This is a genomic window from Streptomyces sp. 7N604 (genome assembly GCF_052245475.1).
GTDB lineage: Bacteria > Actinomycetota > Actinomycetes > Streptomycetales > Streptomycetaceae > Streptomyces.
The window spans coordinates 14,156-30,364 of the sequence record NZ_JBQQBX010000003.1 but is presented as its reverse complement, the minus strand read 5'-3'; the positions used below and the strand labels follow the sequence as shown (position 1 = coordinate 30,364).

Below are 16,209 nucleotides of genomic sequence, written 5' to 3'. Positions count from 1 at the left end.
CAGGCCTCGGCGATCACCGCGGGCAATTCACTGCGTGGAACGGCGACGACAGGTTCGCTGACGAGTCCGCCATCACCGCGCGAGGCGCCAGTCTCCTCGCCCCCTGCATTCGGATCGCTGGCATCTTCGCAGCGGCCGCCTCAGTGATCCGTATGAAACGACACCCCCTAGCGGCTACCGAGCCCCGTCGATCACTCCATGCGCGGTCGGTACAGCCGCTTCGGGCTCGTCCGGCTCGGGCCCCGCCTCCGCCGGGGTCCGAGCGGTCGCAGTCCCGGAAGGCTCGCTTCCCCCCGCGTCCGGCTTCGCCGTGGCTCCCTGTCCCCGTTCGATCATGCCCAGCGCCACCCCGACGATGATGATCACGCCTCCCGTCACCTGGGCGAGCCGGATCGACTCCCCGTTGATCACGACGGCGCCGATGACGCCGAAGACCGGGACCAGGTTGAGGATGTTGACCGCGACGCTCGACGCCATCCTGCGCAGGCCGTAGTTGTAGAGCAGGAAGCCGCCGACAGAGCACGCCACGGCCAGGTAGACCAGCAGCGATGAGGCGGTCGCGCCCGGCATCCGCCAGTCGTCGGCCTCCAGCAGGGACGCGAGCAGGAAGCCGGCCGCGCCCGCCAGGGTCTGGTAGTAGGTGACGCTCGCGGCGTCCTGGCCGGCGCTCGCGCGCTTGCCGAGCACGTTGTAGCCGGCCCAGGCCAGCCCGCCGAGCAGCAGCAGGATGTCCCCCAGCCAGCGCGAACTGCCGCCGACCTCGGCCCCGTTGCGTACGACGAGGAAGGCGCCGACGGTGGCCAGCAGCACGCCCGTCACCCTCAGCGGCGGCATCCGGGTGCGGAAGACGACCAGTTCCACCAGCATCGTCATCAGCGGGTACGTGGCCACGATCAGCGACGCGTCGGATGCCGTGGACAGGTCGACGCCGACGTTCTCCAGGATGAAGTACACGGTGATGCCGAGGACCCCGCTCAGGTAGAGCTGCCGCCGCTGCCGCGGGTCCGGCGGGGCCGGGCGGTGCCGGCTCAGCCGTACCATCACGCCCAGGAGTAACGCCGCGAGGGTGAATCTGATGGCGCCGATACTGAGCGGGCCGACATCCTCCAGCACCTGCTTGGTCACCGCGTACGAACTGCTCCAGAACAGCGCGGCCGCCATGACCGCACACGCCGCCCACACCGTGGGTCCACGTTCACGCATATCAAGTCGCCCCTCTCCACTACCCACTGCCGCCGACCACACCGAGACCGAACGAACGTCAGTCAACTAGGCTGGAGGCTAACAAGATCATCGAGGGTGAGGCGAAGAGTCCGAATTACCTTCGGAATCCAGGGGGGTTGAGGCAAGCATGGACGAACTAGATTCGGCGTTGGTGCGGATGCTCCAGGAGGACGGTCGGCGCACCAACCGGGACATGGCCCAGGAACTCGGTATCGCCCCGTCCACGTGTCTGGAGCGAATCCGTTCGCTGCGCAGAAGCGGCATCCTGACGGGATTTCATGCGGAGGCAGACCTCGCGGCGATCGGCCGCGGGCTGCAGGCGGTGATCGCCGTACGGGTCCGCCCGCCGACACGTGCGGTGATCGAGGCCTTCCAGACCTTCCTGGAGGGGATGCCCGAGGTCATCTCGATCTTCGTCCTCACCGGGAACGACGACTTCCTCGTGCACGTCGCCGTCCGGGACACCGACCATCTGCACGCAGTGGTCCTGGACAAGCTGACGAAGCGCCCGGAACTCGCCGACGTACGGACGTCGGTGGTCTACGGGCACATGCGCAGGAAGGTCATCGGTCCGGCGTGACACCGGCGCGGACCCCGCTCGCGGCGGGTCACCGGGCCGGTGGTGCGGTCTCCTTGGCCGCCGCGATCAGCAGGTCGTTCGCCTCGGGGCTGCCCACGGTCACCCGCATTCCCGGCGGACGGCCGTTCGCGGCGGCCGCGGTAGGGCACGTGTTCCTGGTGGCCCCATCGCCTGTCACCGGCACGGTGATCCGGCACGGTGATCCGGGTCGGCGAACCGTGCAGGGTTCCCTTCCGGTCTGCCGGGCGGCCCGGGCCGTCACGGCGTGCCGCTGGGTGGTGAGGGAACCGGGGGAGTCACCAGGTGCGGCCTGCTTCGAGGAGGAGGTCGCGGACCCGCGTGACGTCGGGGTTGTCGGGCCTGCCGGGGCGCTGGACGAGGTAGCCGGTGTTGATGGGCGGGTCGTCTGGTTCGTGCAGGGGCACGAGGGCGCCGGAGGCGAGTTCGCCCTGGCACAGGAAGCGGGGCAGGACGGTGAAGCCGGCTCCCGCGGCGACCGCGGCGAGTACGCCACGCAGGTCGGGGACGGTGACGGCAGCGGGGCAGGACAGCCGCGTGCCGAAGACGTGACGCCAGTAGCGGCGAGCGATGGGCAGGTCCTCGGCGTAGGTGACCAGGGGGACGGCGTGCAGCGCGGCCGGGCCTTCGGCGGCCAGCCGTTCCTTCAGGCGGCCGGCCCAGGCGGGCGCGGCGACCAGAACGAACTCCTCGTCCATCAGCGGCACGGCGGCCAGCGCCCTCCCGCGCGGCCGGACGGTGGCGATCACCAGGTCATAGCGTCCGGCGCGCAACTCCTCCAGGAGCGGGTCGGTCAGGCCCGTGGTCACGCGCAGCCGTACTCCGCCGGCGGCCAGCGGGGCGAGGGTCGGCAGGACGCGGGTGCACAGCAGCTCGGCAGGCCCTGCCAGATGGACGGGGGCGGCCGGCTTGTCTGGTGCGGTGTCGTGCCCGGCGACGGCGGCGAGCGTGTCGAGGGGCGTGGCCACGCGGGCCGCGAGGTCGTGGGCGACGGGTGTCGGGGCGACGCCGCGCGGCAGGCGCTGGAACAGCTCGCGGCCCGTCTGCCGCTCCAGGGCGCGGATCTGGGTGGTCACCGTGGGCTGGGACAGGCCCAGCAGTCCGGCGGCGGCGGTGAAGGAACCGGAGCGGTACACGGCCAGGAAGGTGCGCAGCAGGTTCAGGTCCGGTTGGGGTGCCGCAGCGGACTGCCGCACCCCAATCGGACCATCGGGATCCTTATGTCTCACGAAGAAACCCTATCTGCTCCCTATGGCAAGGCGGGCTGTGGCGGCATCAGCCGGCCTCATGCCCGGAAAGCGGCCGGGCGCTTGGGGGACGCCTCGGCCAGGGCCTTCGTCACCGCGCCGACGCCGCCGCGCAGGCCGTAGACGGGGGTGCCGGGCTGCTGGCGCCAGGAGTCGTTGATGCCGCCGGTGTCCACGGTGTCGAAGCCGAGCTCGTCGATGAGGTCGCGGACGATCTTCTTGGCGGCCTCGCCGTCGCCCGCGACCGGCAGTGCCATCCGCTCGGGGTCGCCCTTCGGGCGTGGCTTGTCGAGGATGTCCTGGGCGTAGGTGCCGTTGAGCGCCTTGATTACCGGGTGACCGAGGTGCTGCTGGGTCCAGCGGCTCTCGGTGAGCCCCTCGTCCTCGATGGCGGCGATCCTCCCGTCGCGCTCCTTGGGGTAGTAGTTGCCGGTGTCGATCACGGCGAAGCCGTCGGCGGCCCCGTCGAACAGGCAGGGCGGAAGGTCGGGGATGTTCTTGAGCGGGATGGTGACCACAACGACCTCGGCGCCGCGGGCCGCTTCGGTCACGGCTACCGGGGTGGCGCCGGTCTCCTCGGCCAGCGCGGTCAGGGTGTGCGGGCCACGGGAGTTGGCGACGGACACGTCGTGCCCGAGGGCGGTCAGCCGCCGGGTGAGGTTGCCGCCGATGTTGCCGGCGCCGATGATGCCGATCTTCATGGGAGTCTCCTTGGGTCGGGGTGGTTGCGCAGGGCGGGGTGCTGTGCCGGGCCGTGTCACACGGCGTCGGTGAGGGCCTCGAACTCGCCGTCGGTCAGGGTGAGGGTCGCGGCCTGGAGGTTCTCCTCCAGGTGGGCGGCGCGGGAGGTGCCGGGGATGGGCAGCATCACCGGGGAGCGGCGCAGCAGCCAGGCAAGGGCGAGCTGGGAGGGGCTGGCGCCGTGCTGCTGGGCGGCGGCGTCGAGCGGGCCGCCGGGGCGGGCGAGTTCGCCGGTGGCCATGGGGAACCACGGGATGAAGGCGATGTTCTCGGCCTCGGCGTACTCGAGGACGTCCTCGGCGCTGCGGTTGGCGAGGTTGTACAGGTTCTGCACGGAGACGATCTCGGCGATGCCGCGGGCTTGTTTGAGCTGGTCGACGGTCACCTCGGAGACGCCGATGTGGCGGATCTTGCCCTCCTGCTGGAGGGTGACGAGCTCGCCGAGCTGGTCGGCGAGGGGCACCTGCGGGTCGATGCGGTGCAGCTGGTAGAGGTCGATCCGCTGAAGGCCGAGGTGGCGCAGGCTCAGTTCCAGCTGCTGGCGCAGGTACTCGGGGCGTCCCACCGGACGCCAGTCGTCGGGGCCGGGCCGGGTCAGGCCGCCCTTGGTGGCGATGACGATGTCGTCGTTGTAGGGGTGGAGGGCCTTGCGGATGAGGCGTTCGCTGACGAACGGGCCGTAGGAGTCGGCGGTGTCGATGAAGGTGACGCCGAGTTCGACGGCGCGGCGCAGGACGCGTACGGCCTCGTCGGGGTCCTTGGGCTCGCCCCAGACGCCGGGGCCGGTCAGCTGCATGGCACCGTAGCCGAGGCGGTTCACGGGCAGGTCGCCACCGAGGGCGAAGGTGCCGGAGGCCTCGGCGGGGCGCGGGGAGCTGGTGCTCATGGGAGCGTTCCTTATCTGTGAGCTGGTAGGGCTGAACCCCTGTGGGGGATGGGGCTGTTCAGCGAGAGGGATGTGCTGATCGTCAGGGTCAGTTGCCGGTGGTGGTCAGCCGAGCAGGTTGTGGCGGTGTCGAAGGAGCCGGGAGGCTGTTGGCCGGTTGCGGCCGCAGCACGATGCGGCTGGGTGTCGTGCGCTTGAAGTTGAGGCCGGTGAGGGCGACCAGGGCCACGAGGGCGAAGGCCAGGGCGCCGAGGGTGAAGACGATGCTGTACTGCGTCTCGGCCGGCAGCGCAGGGGTTCCGGGCGGGAGATGAGGCAGGGTGTTGGCGGCCAGCAGGGTGGCGATGACGGCCGAGCCTGCGGAGCTGCCGACCGAACGGGCGATGGAGTTGATGCTGTTGGCGATGCCGCTCTGGTGGGCGGGCACGCCCTGGGCAATGAAGGCGGGCAGGGCGGCGAAGCCGAAGCTGACGGCGATGCCGGTAAGGATGCCCGCGCTGGCGACGGATGCGGTGCTGCCGTGGGCGAGGGCGAGCCAGGCGAAGCCGGCAACGCCCGAGGCGGCGCCGGCGGCAAGGGTGACGCGGGCGCCGATGCGGCGCACCAGGGTGCCGCCCAGCTGTGCGGCGATCAGTGTGGCGAGGGTGCCGGGCAGCAGGTAAGTGGTCGCGGCGCCCAGCACGGAGGCGGAGAAGCCGTAGCCTGCCAGATCCCTGGGGGTCTGGGCCAGGAAGGTGATGCCGATGAACTGGGTGAACATGCCGAAGCCGAGCAGCACACCGGCGATGTTGGTGAACAGCACCGGCCGCAGCACGAACATGGTCATGTCCACCATGGGCTCGCTGACGTGTCGCTCGACGGCCACCCAGACCGTGGCCAGGACGGCCGCGGCGGCGAACAGGGTCAGGGTGCGCGGGGAGGTCCAGCCCCAGGTGCTGCCCTGGGAGACGGGCAGCAGGAACAGGACGAGGGTGGCCGCCAGGGTGGCCGCGCCGGCCCAGTCGATGCGTCCGCCCGTGGTCTCGCGGGAGGGCGGGACGGAGGCGGTGACGCCCACGAGAGCGATCAGGGACAGGGCGGTGGCCATCCAGAAGACGCGGTGGTAGTCGGGATCGGTGCCCTGGGTGAGCAGGCCCGCGCCGACCAGGGCGAGCCCGGCGCCGACCGCGAGGGTGCCGCTGACCAGGCCCATGGCGCCGGACAGTCGGCGGGGCTCCAGTTCATCGCGCAGCACGGACAGGGCCAGCGGAAAGATCGCGGTGGAGGCGCCCTGCATCGCCCGGGCGGTCAGCAGCAGGGGCAGGGAGTCGGTGGTGGCTCCGAGGACGGAGCCGGCCACGGTGACCAGCAGGATGCCGATGAGGACGGGGCGCTTGCCGCGCATGTCCCCGAGCCGCCCCAGCAGCGGGGTGAAGACGGCTGCGGACAGCAGGGTGGCGGTGGTCAGCCAGCCGGCGGTGGAGGCGGTCAGGGACAACTCGTCGCGGATGATGGCCAGGATGGGCACGACCAGGGTCTGCATCATGGCCACGACAGTGGCCGCGAGACCGAGGATGAAAACGAGCCCGTATCCAGCGCCGGCAGGCGCGGTCAGGGCACGGTGCTGGGACGGCATGAGGGCGTCTTTCGAGAAGAGGTATCCGGGGGACGGGGGTGATGGACCGGCAGGGCGGCACTGCCGCCCTGGCCGCTCCCGCCAGGGCGGCAGTGACTGGCTGGGGGCGGTCCAGGGCAGGGGCACGTCCCGGCGGGCCTTGCGGTGGCTGAACCGGCTGGAAAAGGGCAGGGCTCAGCCCCACGGAGTGGAGAGACAGGGAAACGGGAGAACGAACGCCCCGGGGCGCGCGGTCAGCGGGTCGCGGCCGGGGCGCCCAGCAGGCCGGACAGGAGTGCGTCGCTCGCGGGCTCCAGCAGCAGGCTGCCGCCGCCCACCGACTCCAGCCCGATGACCAGGGCGATCGCGATATCAGCCGCCTCGCCGGGCTCGATACCGCCCACGGTGCCGGCCTCGGTGAACAGGCCGATCAGCAGGCGGCGCAGGTCTGCGGTGAAGGCGGTGCAGATCCCGCCGAACAGCCGGGCCTTTTCGTCCAGGAGTTCGGCGGCGTGCGGTGAGTCCCCGGCGAGCTGGAGGACCAGGTCGAGCTTGGCGGCCAGGACGCCCCGGACGCGCTCGGCGTACGGGGCGTCCTCGGCGGCCGCCGCCTGCCGGGCGCGCTCCAGTGCCTGGGTGTGCAGGCGGTGGGCGAGCTGCCGGAAGGCGTCGTCCTTGCTGCGGACGTACTGGTAGACCGCTGACCGGGACACGCCCATGGTGGTGGCGATGTCGTCCATGGTGGTGCGCCGCACGCCGTACCGGGTCAGACAGTCGTAGGTGGCGTCCAGGACCTCACCCAGCCGGTCAGTGCCCATGGTTCAGGCCAGCTTCTTGAGCAGTTCCGCGGCGACCGGGGCGGAGGAGACCGGGTTCTGGCCGGTGACCAGGTTGCGGTCGACGACCACGTTCGGCGCCCACGGCTTGCCCGCCTGCACCTGCACGCCCGCCTCCGTCAGGCGGGTCTCCAGCAGCCACTTCGCCTTGTCGGCGAAGCCGGCCTGCGCTTCCTCGGCATTGGTGAACGCAGCCACCTGGTAACCCGCGAAGGCGTTGGACCCGTCGGTCTTCACGGCCGCGAGCAGGGCGGCCGGGGCGTGGCAGACCACACCCAGCGGCTTACCCGCCTGAAGGGTGTCGACCAGCAGCTTGCCGGAGGTGGCATCGACGGCGAGGTCCTCCATGGGGCCGTGACCGCCGGGGTAGAAGACCGCGGCGTAGTCGTCGAGGTTCACGTCCTCAAGCTTGATCGGGTTCTGCAGCTCGGCCATCGCGGCGAGCGCGTTCGCGATCTTGTCGGCGTTCTCCTGGCCGCCGTTGACCTCGGCGGCGAGGCTGCCCTTGTCCACCGTGGGGACGACGCCGCCCGGGGTGGCTACGACGATCTCGTGGCCGGCTGCCCTGAACGCCTCGTACGGGGCGACGGCCTCCTCGGCCCAGAAACCGGTCGGGTGCTTGGTGCCATCAGCCAGCGTCCAGTAGTCGACGCCGGTCATCACGAAGAGGATCTTCGACATTGGTGTTTCTCCAAGGGTACGGGCCCGGCTGACCGGGGCCCGGCGGGGTGGGTGGTGCGTATCGCGCGCTCTGACGTGCTGCGTCCGCTGACACTCTGCGATCGCTGACGCTTTGAGTGCAGATCGTCAGAGCGGCGATGTCCCCGACATTAGGCCGTAGTCCGATAGGTATCCAATGAGGAATCCAATGCCTGGCATTGGAATTCCAATGGCTCTTCGGGAATAGGGGTCAGCCGGTGGACCCGACCCTTCCGTACGCTCCGCAGCGACCTGTCCACGCGTCCCCGGCCACCGTCCTCGACCAGCGCACGATCTTGGCAGGGCGGATCGAGGAACTGGAACCGAGTCCCTTCCTGCCGGCCAGGGCACCTCTGACTGAGACGCAGGGAGTTGCTGAGGGCACCGATGGGCGCCCGCCGTGCCCGCCATGGTCGCTGAGATTCACGTGCCGCTGCAGCTGCCGCAGACGCCGAATCTGCCGGACGGCGCATACCCGTTTCCGTCGATCGAAGATGAAAGAGGACTTCCTGGTCGGCCTCGGAGAGCAGGGCGAGGCAGAGGTTTTCGACGACGGCGAGGAGGACGCAGAGGTCTGCGAGCTCAACACACGATCATGGTTGGCGCTTCTTGAGGCGTCTCCAGCAGATGTGCTGCAAGCCAGGGAGACGAAGGCGTCGTGGAGTTCGGTCCGGCGCTCCCACCGGGTGGCGAGTCGTTTGAAGTGATGGAGCAGGGCGAAGGTCTGCTCGACGACATGGCGGAGTTTGCCCAGGCCCTGGATGTTCGTTCGTCTCACCAGTCACGGTCAGTCGCCGACGTCAGGACGCTCTCCGCGCCGACGGCCGCGACGAACTCGGCGATATCACCGGGACCCGGACATGCTCAGCAACACGGCTGCATCGCCGCGCCGTCCGAACGCGATTCGCCCCGGGCTTCGGCCGCTTCGGCCGCTTCGGCGTCAGCGATCCTCCCGCGCAGCATGAGGTCCATCACCGCCATGAACCGCTGCGTCCGCGGCTGGCCGAGTACGAAGGGGTTGACTCCGTCGGGCCGGTTCCGAAGCTGCTCGGCGCGTTGGAGACCGTAGTCGTTGGGGTGGTTGGACAGTTCCACGTCCACGCTCGCCTGCCGCATCCGGTCCCGGAAGGAGTGGATGGACGCACGGTAGGTGCTCAGCTCCGTCAGTGCGTTGGGCGGGTTCATGCCACCCCATAGCATGGCAGTGTGGCGCTCACAGCCCGCCCGCACCGGGATGATCGGCGAGACGGTGCCCGGGGTGTGGCCCGGAGTGTAGTGCAGTTGGATCGTCGTGCCGCCGAGCGTGAGCTGTTGCCCGTCCGCGATCTCCAGGTCCCGGGTGGGGGCATTATCCGGACGGGTTCGGGCGATGAGGTCCCAGTCGGCCGGCGTCATCAGAACGCGTGCTCCGTAGCGGTCGGCGAGGTACTGCGCGCCGCCGAAATGGTCATCGTGGCCGTGGGTGACGACGACGTACTTGATCGTCTCCGGATCGGCTCCCAGCTCACGCAACCCCGGGACGAGAATGCCCTCGGCCTCCACGGGGGAGGTGAGCGCGTCGATCAGCACGATCCCGTCGTCGGTCAGCACCGCCATGGCGGAGACCCAGCCCGCGCTCAGAAAGGCCAGATTGTCGAAGATCTTCAGCGGCTCAGGCGCGGGCGGGCGAGGAAAGTCGAAGTCAGGGGTCAGTGCCGTCACGAGGCCGAGCAGGACCGGGTCGCTTCCGGCCAGCGTGCGGGCACGGTCGTAGTAAACCTGCCCGGCCACTCCGGCGGCGACGGCCGACGAGGTGAGACCGAGCGAGCCGGCACCAGCAGCGAGTCCGAGGGCGGCGAGCTGGGCGAAGCGGCGCCTGGAGATGTGGCCGGCTAAGTCGTCGTGGTGCGGTGAAGATGTCATGGTGATCCTCCCTGGTGACCGTTTCTGGCGCGTGATCCGATCGGGATCACGATAGGCGAGCCCGCACGGCTGGGAGTATGTCGCCCGGATACTCACGAACGGCCATCGGTGTCGGAGGCGGCACCCGAGCCCGTGCACGAAGCATGGCGGTGATGACCTTGCGAACATGGTCGACGCGCTGTGCCCCGAGCTCGTCCAACTCATCGCCGGTGATGACTGGAGCCCGGCCGTGAGTGGTGATGAGCAGCGGCACGAACATCGAGCTCGTCGGGACGCAGTGCCTGTGTTGGAGTAACGCCTGCGCAGACGTTGCCGCCCTCGTATCGTCCGTTCCGGACATCCCGTGGAGCTGGCTCTACGGGATGGTGCCGACGCTGCTGGCCGCGCAGCCGAGCACCGGCCGCTCCTCCGCTGCCGACCGCGACCGAGAACGGACCTAACATCGTCCACATCACGGATGACCAGCCACGCTCAACAAGATCGTGTTACGAGCTCTTAGACCGTGTCCTATGTGGTGAGGCGGACGTTGAGCTGGTCATGGGGCGGGGTATGTGGAGTTGGATTGTTCCGGACGGGCTGTGGGAGATCGCTGAGCCGCTGATCCCACCGTCGAAGGTGCGGCCGCAGGGCGGCGGTACGCAGGACACACCTGATGAGACGGTGTTCGCGGCAATCATCTACGTGCTGGTCAGCGGCTGTGCCTGGCGCGCGCTGCCGCCGTGCTTCGGGATATCGAAGTCAACGGCTCACCGCAGGTTCCTGAGCTGGTCGAGGGCTGGGGTGTGGGGTCGGCTGCACGAGGCCGTTCTGCACTGCCTCGACGACGTCGGCCTGATCGACGTGACCCGCGTGGTCCTGGACTCCGCCCACGTCAGGGCGAAAAAGGGGGCGAACTCACAGGTCCGTCGCCCGTGGACCGGGGCAAGCCGGGTTCCAAAATGCACGTCCTGTCGGACGCGAACGGACTGCCCCTCCTCGTCGGGCTCTCGGCCGCAAACACCCACGACAGCGAAGCCCTGAAGCCCATGGTGGCTGGTCACCAAACGAGACACGACCCCGACCGAGGCCGGGACTTCAAGCCCCAGCGTTTGCACGCAGACAAGGCCTACGACATCCCTCACCTGCGGAAATGGTTACGTGGGAGACGCATCGGCGTGCGCATCGCCCGCAAAGGCATCGAGTCCAGCGAACGACTCGGACGTCGCAGGTGGGTTATTGAGCGGACCATTTCCTGGCTAACGGGCTACCGCCGACTCAACCACCGCTACGAACACCATCCGCGCAACTACCTGGCATTCCTCGGACTCGCCGCAGCCAGGCTGTGGTCCTACGGCGACCGAACGATCGCGTCCGCTTGAGGTCAGGTGTTGTCCCGTCACGGAGGCGACCGTTGAGGCACACTTGCGCCAAAGCTCGTTGCAGTTCGCGGGTGACACGGGGGAGTGCTGCAGTGAACCGCCGCCTGTCCATGGTGCTGGCCGGGGGATCCACCTTGGTTCACGCGACCTACCTGTTCGCGCTCTACCCGCTGAGTCTGCGCGTCGTAGGCGCCGATGCCTCCCGCCTGCTGGAACACCCGGGGGTGCAGGCCCTCAAGGTCTACGGCTTCATAGTGACGGACCTTGACCACATCGGCGGGTGGCTACCGCAGCTGGTCTTCCTGGTCCTCTCAACAGTGCTGAAGTACGCGGTACTTCGGGCCGCTCCGGGTGTCCGACCACGGATCCGTACGGTCCTGGAGTTGATGGGGGCGATGTTGCTGGCGGCCGGGCTCGCCGAGCTGCTGGGGCGGGCCATGGACTCGGCCTGGGATCGGGTGGACCAGCCCTACGTCGGGTGGTTCATCGGGGGGCAGCTGCAGCAGGCGCAGGTCGCTTCGGCGCAGTTGGCACTGGTGGCCGCCTTGCTGCCGGTTGTCATGTGGACGATGGTCTGGCGCCGACAGCGATGGGCGCCCTTCCAGGCGGGTAGGGGAACGACGGATACGGCCGACGGCTGCGGGGAGGCAGAGAAACTGGCACCCGCGCTTCCCACGGCACGTGAGCGTCGCGACGCGGTGGCCGCCGGGCTGACGGTGGTGGTGCTACTGGCGATCGCCGGCGCACCGGTGCTGCGGCACAGCAACACACATGACCTGGAGCAGTCCTCCTCCTCCTTCACCTTTCACCCGGACCTCGTACATCCGTACGAGCCTCCAGCCTTGATCGAGGAGTGGAGCGAAGTCTTCTATCCGGCGCTGCGCATGCGTCCTCTCAGGACCGAAAGCACCAGCGGGTGGCTCGCGACCCTTGCGGCCTGCCTCGTCTTGCTGGCGGTGCTGGGGGTGGCGCTCTACGCCGTGGCCGTACGCGCGGCGGCCAAGCGCCCGCTGCGCGTGGTCATGGAGTGCTGGTCAGCGACCCTGCTCGCTGCCACAGCGGCCGCGCTGGTGGAGAGCACCCTGCTGCAGGGGGTCGCCCCGCGCGACGTGTACGTGGGCTTCGCTTTCGATGCGGCGAGCGCTGACGCCGTCCGGTTCGGCACGGTGTGGGGTTGGGCCACAGGCGCCGCGGTGCTGGTTTTGACGCGTCGGGGGCGCCGTACGGAGAGCCCCATGGACGAAGGGCGGCCGGACCATGCCGAGTAACCGACCGGGTGTCCGCAGGACCGGGGCGCTCACGCGCAGGAGCATCCGCCGTGCCGACCGGTCCCGTCCTGCCCAAGAGGCACCCCGGGACCGGCTGCGGTACCTGAGAAGCCCCGCCACCTGGCTGGCCGGGATCCTGCTGACGGTGGCTACCGTGACATTCCAGGACGTTCTGACCGGCACTGTGAAGACGATCCTTCCGCTCGACAGCCTCCCCGACCGGCTGTCGCCGCGGAACGCCATCGAGGTGGTCGAGGTCAGCGACGTCAAAGGGCACGGTGCTTACCTGGTCCGTGGGGACGAGGAAGGACGCCTCGCCGCGCTGATGAAAGCCGGTGATTCTTCATGGCAGGAGGTGGACACCGTCGACGTCGGAGATTCCAAGTGGATGGTCACCCTTCGGGGCCGCGCTGCACAGCAGGTCCGGATCACCGACATCGTCCCCGAGCTGGAGGGCGGCAGGTGCTCATCGCCGCTCACCGGCAGCCTCGTCCTCTACCCATCTCAGGGCGTGGACGACGTCATCCCACTCCTCGTCACCATCGACGATCCGGCTCCCACGATGGAGGCGTACCCGAGTAAGACCAACAGGGACCCGGCAGACGCAGAGCCGTACTTCACTGGCCCTAAGGCCCGGCACATCACGCTGACCAGAACGAGAGCGAAGCGTTCATCATCGAGGCTGAGTCCAAGCGAGGCCACTGCCGCTGGCGCTATCGCATCCACTACCAAGTGGGCGGCAGCACAGCCGAGATGGTGCTCAGCCGCCCTGACGGCACGCCCTTCGAAATGACCGGCCATCTGCCGGACGCCAGCCGCTACACCTCCGTCTACGAACGCAACTTCGGCTGTGCCTCAGCCGGAGAGTGGATCACCGCAACCGGCGAGGAGTACGCCCGCGCGCTGCGCAAGGACTACGGGACAATCTGTCCCCGCCGCCATGATTGACCACGGCTGACCCGATGAGCCGACCTGTCAGCTGCCTCTGACGAGCAGGAAGGAGGCAGCGGGCCGAGGGCGGAGACTTCGGGTTCAACCGTTGTAAGACGCCTGCTTGGCCACCCGCCACTCCGGCGGCAGGCACCGGCCAGACCTCCATGTCGTGCCGCTTCCCCCCGGGTATAGGTAGCTCTCCCGCAGCAGCAGCACGTGTTGGATCGGCCGAATGGAACCTCTTGACCGGCGAGGCCGCCTGGTCCGATGAGCTCTACCGGATCCTAGAGCGCTCTCGGGAGAGTGGTCCAGTGCGCCTGGACGAACTTGGATCCCTCCTAGTTGCCGAGGACCAGGAGCTGTTCGCGGCGTTGGTCACGGAGTCCGCGGACAACGGCCGTCCGATCGACAGCGAGTTCCGGGTGGTCGTAGCCGACGGGCAGGTGCGTACGATCCACATGATGGGTGAGCCGGTGCCCGGTACAAACGGCTCCACCAACCACGTCCGTGTGGGCGGTGTTGCGGGACGTGAGTGAGCTCCGCCGTCGCAGCCGCATGTGGGGCTGCTGCTTCTGGCGGTCGAGCGCTTGGACGAGGCCGCAGGAGAGCTGGCGCAGTTCGGCGTCGGGGATCAATGGAACCGTGGTTGGCGCTGAGATTGATCTTGATGCCGGTCCGACTGCTGGCCTTCTCTGGGCTGCCCCGGGCTAGCGTCGGCTGACGCGCGACAGTCCGAGAATGCGGTCGGGGCCCCGCCGCGAAGCTGAGAGCCCGTATTAACACGTAGACAGGTAGGCAGCCTCAAGTTCGGACAGATCTGGGCAGTCGGACCTCCGTGCTCTCTCAGCTGGCGTGAAGGATCCGAAAGCGATCGGGTTCCGCCGGATCCCGATCAACGACTTGGATTGGCGTCCAAGCCCATTGCCAAACGCTGATGCCTGGCGTGCGGGAGAACTGTATCTGCCCGCGGGTGCCTTCGACTGCAACTCGCGGCCAGGATTCGGCAGTGCGCGCCCGGTCCGCGCCGTGAGAACGCAGCACATCGGCGAGGACGGCGACCGTGTCGTAGCCCTCGAAGGCGACGAAGGAGGGCGCTTCGGCCAGCCGCTCGCGGAGGGCCGTCTCGACTCGTGCACCGAGTGGGCTGAGGCGCTCGGGCAGGTAGCGCAAGAACGGGATCGCGGCGCTGTCGTCGCCCAGCAACGTCGCCCATTCGGCGAACTCCGGTTGCCCGGCCGGAGCACCAATCATGATCTCGGCGAGGCGCTGGTCGCGGCGGACAGACTTGACGATCGACACTGCCGGCTCCGGGTGGCCGACCAGAAGAAGGAGGGCTGTCGCGCGATTGCCGACGAGTTCGTCGCACACGGCCGTGGGGGCGAGCGCGCGCATGTCGAGTTCGATGACGGTGCCGCCGCGTGGAGCGAGGTAGTCCCGCAGAATGCGGGCCCCAGATGCCCAGTAGACACTCGACTCGGCTGCTACGGCGATTCGACTGTAGCCCGCGCCGAGGAGGAAGTCTGCGTAGATCTGCCAGCCGTGGGACTGCGCCGGGGCGAGGCGCGCGACCCATTCCGTTGGCTGTTCGGTGAGCGCGTCGAGAACCGCTGACGAGCAGAGGAACGGCAGGCCGAGGGCGTCGGCCCTGGCAGCAGCGGCGCGAGCGACGACGCTGTGATACTCCCCCGCCAAGGCAGCCACGCCCAGGCGAGCCAATTCATCTACGGCCGCCGCGGCCCTCTGTGGATCAGCCGCGGTGTCGCGGACCACCAGCTCGAGTGGTCTTCCGACGATCCCGCCGGCGTCATTGACTTCGGATGCGGCCAGCTCGAGTCCAGCGAGCAAGTGTTGGCCTGCCTCGACCCAGCCAGGCCGAGTCAGCGGAAGGAGCGCGCCGATCTGGACGGATGATCCGTCAGTCCGCTCCGCTCCAGGTGGCGATGGTGGCCTATTCATGCGTTGGCGTCTCCCGTGTGACGATTCGGTTGCAGTTTGCCCGGATCGCAGAGTGGCAAGGCCCGGTAGTACGCGTTCATCTCATCTCGCCGTGGCGGGCGCACCTGGGTGACCATGCCGGACATTGCATCCACCACCATCGCCAACAGGCAACCGATTATTTGTTCGCTGAGCTGCCAGGCTTCAAGAAACCTTCGTTTGTTGAAGATCGCCGGGCGGGCGGCCGGAAGGCCGCCGGAGCCTTCAAAAACTCCATCAAAGCCCTGGCCGTTCAACAACTTCGGATCACCCGTTTTCTGACAGGATTTCGGGCCTGAGCACGCCGCTTCGGGTATCGCCGAGGTAACCCAAAAGGCGCCATGGGATGATCTTGAAGCCCTGAGCCTTCTACTCGATGTCGTCGGCCACGCAGTCCTCGGCGAGGATGCGGTAGATGGTGGCGACCGAGGGCCGCTGGCCCTTGTTCTTCCCTGCTGTTCCTGCAACCGGTGCTACGGGCGGCCGCAAGGTCGTAGGCGCAGCGGCATTGCGAGCTTCTCGTTATCGAGGTGAGCGTGTGACGGTGAGCAGGAGCGGCGAATGGACGCCGAGCTGGGCGGCGGAGTCGGCGACGACCTCGGCCAGCCATCCGACCGCGTCACACGACCACTGGGCAAGCTTGCCGCGCAGCACCACGCCGTGTCGGGGCGGGCCGTTCCAGAGACTGTCGTCGAACGGCGGAGGGGGACGTCGTCCCGGCCAGCGATGTCGTGGGACTCGCAAACGAAAACGTCCTGGCCGAGGTGGCCGAGGTGCTCGGTGAGCTGTCTTGCGACGGCGGGGATCGCTGGGTCCCGGCCACTGTTGATGCTGACCTCTACCGGAGTCCTCGATCGCGGGTCGCGCTCAGCGAACCACGGGGCCGTCAGGATCGAGGGCACGGGCGCGTACGGCGGCCGCGACGCGGCGTCGAGCCCCTGAACCGGCA

The 16,209-nt window shown here is 68.8% G+C and carries 19 protein-coding genes; 8 read left to right on the top strand and 11 right to left on the bottom strand.

Annotation, left to right across the window (positions count from 1 at the left end; all coding sequences use genetic code 11):
- Window positions 1–174: 174 nt before the first annotated feature.
- Window positions 175–1,203: a DMT family transporter gene (locus tag ACTWP8_RS03940; RefSeq protein WP_443320746.1), complete on the bottom strand. Its 1,029-nt coding sequence runs from the start codon at window positions 1,201–1,203 to the stop codon at window positions 175–177.
- Between the two features lie 148 nt (window positions 1,204–1,351).
- Between ACTWP8_RS03940 and ACTWP8_RS03935 the strand changes: the two genes are divergently transcribed.
- Window positions 1,352–1,804: an Lrp/AsnC family transcriptional regulator gene (locus tag ACTWP8_RS03935; protein WP_443320745.1), complete on the top strand. Its 453-nt coding sequence runs from the start codon at window positions 1,352–1,354 to the stop codon at window positions 1,802–1,804.
- Between the two features lie 28 nt (window positions 1,805–1,832).
- Here the strand turns inward: ACTWP8_RS03935 and ACTWP8_RS03930 are convergent, their stop codons facing one another.
- From ACTWP8_RS03930 to ACTWP8_RS03900, 7 genes are all read right to left on the bottom strand, one after another.
- Entirely contained in the window at window positions 1,833–1,982 is a 150-nt protein-coding gene (locus ACTWP8_RS03930; RefSeq protein WP_443320744.1) for a hypothetical protein, read from the bottom strand.
- Window positions 1,983–2,100: 118 nt separating this feature from the next.
- Window positions 2,101–3,051, bottom strand: a complete 951-nt coding sequence (locus ACTWP8_RS03925; RefSeq protein WP_443320743.1) for a LysR family transcriptional regulator — start codon at window positions 3,049–3,051, stop codon at window positions 2,101–2,103.
- Window positions 3,052–3,107: 56 nt separating this feature from the next.
- Complete coding sequence (locus ACTWP8_RS03920) at window positions 3,108–3,770, bottom strand: NADPH-dependent F420 reductase (protein ID WP_443320742.1); 663 nt, start codon at window positions 3,768–3,770, stop codon at window positions 3,108–3,110.
- 56 nt (window positions 3,771–3,826) lie between these two features.
- Window positions 3,827–4,696 (bottom strand): aldo/keto reductase, encoded by an 870-nt coding sequence (locus ACTWP8_RS03915; RefSeq protein WP_443320741.1) that lies wholly within the window; start codon window positions 4,694–4,696, stop codon window positions 3,827–3,829.
- Between the two features lie 88 nt (window positions 4,697–4,784).
- Window positions 4,785–6,311, bottom strand: coding sequence for an MFS transporter (locus ACTWP8_RS03910; RefSeq protein ID WP_443320740.1), 1,527 nt, complete (start codon window positions 6,309–6,311; stop codon window positions 4,785–4,787).
- Window positions 6,312–6,544: 233 nt separating this feature from the next.
- Window positions 6,545–7,108, bottom strand: coding sequence for a TetR/AcrR family transcriptional regulator (locus tag ACTWP8_RS03905; protein ID WP_443320739.1), 564 nt, complete (start codon window positions 7,106–7,108; stop codon window positions 6,545–6,547).
- A gap of 3 nt (window positions 7,109–7,111) precedes the next feature.
- Window positions 7,112–7,807, bottom strand: coding sequence for a type 1 glutamine amidotransferase domain-containing protein (locus ACTWP8_RS03900; RefSeq protein ID WP_443320738.1), 696 nt, complete (start codon window positions 7,805–7,807; stop codon window positions 7,112–7,114).
- Between the two features lie 512 nt (window positions 7,808–8,319).
- Between ACTWP8_RS03900 and ACTWP8_RS03895 the strand changes: the two genes are divergently transcribed.
- Window positions 8,320–8,532, top strand: a complete 213-nt coding sequence (locus tag ACTWP8_RS03895) for a hypothetical protein (RefSeq protein WP_443320737.1) — start codon at window positions 8,320–8,322, stop codon at window positions 8,530–8,532.
- A gap of 157 nt (window positions 8,533–8,689) precedes the next feature.
- Here ACTWP8_RS03895 and ACTWP8_RS03890 read toward each other — a convergent pair whose 3' ends face one another.
- Window positions 8,690–9,727 (bottom strand): MBL fold metallo-hydrolase, encoded by a 1,038-nt coding sequence (locus ACTWP8_RS03890; protein WP_443320736.1) that lies wholly within the window; start codon window positions 9,725–9,727, stop codon window positions 8,690–8,692.
- 239 nt (window positions 9,728–9,966) lie between these two features.
- Here ACTWP8_RS03890 and ACTWP8_RS03885 point away from each other — a divergent pair, with 239 nt between their 5' ends.
- From ACTWP8_RS03885 to ACTWP8_RS03860, 6 genes are all read left to right on the top strand, one after another.
- Entirely contained in the window at window positions 9,967–10,167 is a 201-nt protein-coding gene (locus ACTWP8_RS03885) for a hypothetical protein (protein WP_443320735.1), read from the top strand.
- Window positions 10,168–10,264: 97 nt separating this feature from the next.
- Window positions 10,265–11,085 (top strand): IS5 family transposase gene (locus ACTWP8_RS03880; RefSeq protein WP_443320734.1). Its coding sequence is split into 2 segments (ribosomal slippage): window positions 10,265–10,607 and window positions 10,607–11,085, totalling 822 coding nucleotides; the frame shifts between segments, so codons are not numbered across the junction.
- Window positions 11,086–11,177: 92 nt separating this feature from the next.
- Window positions 11,178–12,353 (top strand): hypothetical protein, encoded by a 1,176-nt coding sequence (locus ACTWP8_RS03875; RefSeq protein WP_443320733.1) that lies wholly within the window; start codon window positions 11,178–11,180, stop codon window positions 12,351–12,353.
- Between the two features lie 154 nt (window positions 12,354–12,507).
- Window positions 12,508–13,146, top strand: a complete 639-nt coding sequence (locus tag ACTWP8_RS03870) for a hypothetical protein (protein ID WP_443320732.1) — start codon at window positions 12,508–12,510, stop codon at window positions 13,144–13,146.
- Window positions 13,143–13,301, top strand: a complete 159-nt coding sequence (locus ACTWP8_RS03865) for a hypothetical protein (protein ID WP_443320731.1) — start codon at window positions 13,143–13,145, stop codon at window positions 13,299–13,301. Before ACTWP8_RS03870 ends, ACTWP8_RS03865 begins: the two co-directional genes overlap by 4 nt.
- Before the next feature lie 296 nt (window positions 13,302–13,597).
- On the top strand, window positions 13,598–13,822 hold the full coding sequence (locus tag ACTWP8_RS03860; RefSeq protein WP_443320730.1) for a PAS domain-containing protein: 225 nt from the start codon (window positions 13,598–13,600) through the stop codon (window positions 13,820–13,822).
- A 307-nt stretch (window positions 13,823–14,129) separates the two neighbouring features.
- Here ACTWP8_RS03860 and ACTWP8_RS03855 read toward each other — a convergent pair whose 3' ends face one another.
- Window positions 14,130–15,242 carry an ABC transporter substrate-binding protein gene (locus ACTWP8_RS03855; protein ID WP_443320729.1) on the bottom strand — a complete coding sequence of 371 codons (1,113 nt, stop codon included), beginning with the start codon at window positions 15,240–15,242 and terminating at the stop codon, window positions 14,130–14,132.
- The gene (locus tag ACTWP8_RS03850) at window positions 15,239–15,517 is read right to left on the bottom strand and encodes a hypothetical protein (protein WP_443320728.1); all 279 of its coding nucleotides are present in this window, start codon (window positions 15,515–15,517) and stop codon (window positions 15,239–15,241) included. The genes ACTWP8_RS03855 and ACTWP8_RS03850 overlap by 4 nt, the downstream gene beginning before the upstream one ends.
- Between the last annotated feature and the right edge of the window lie 692 nt (window positions 15,518–16,209).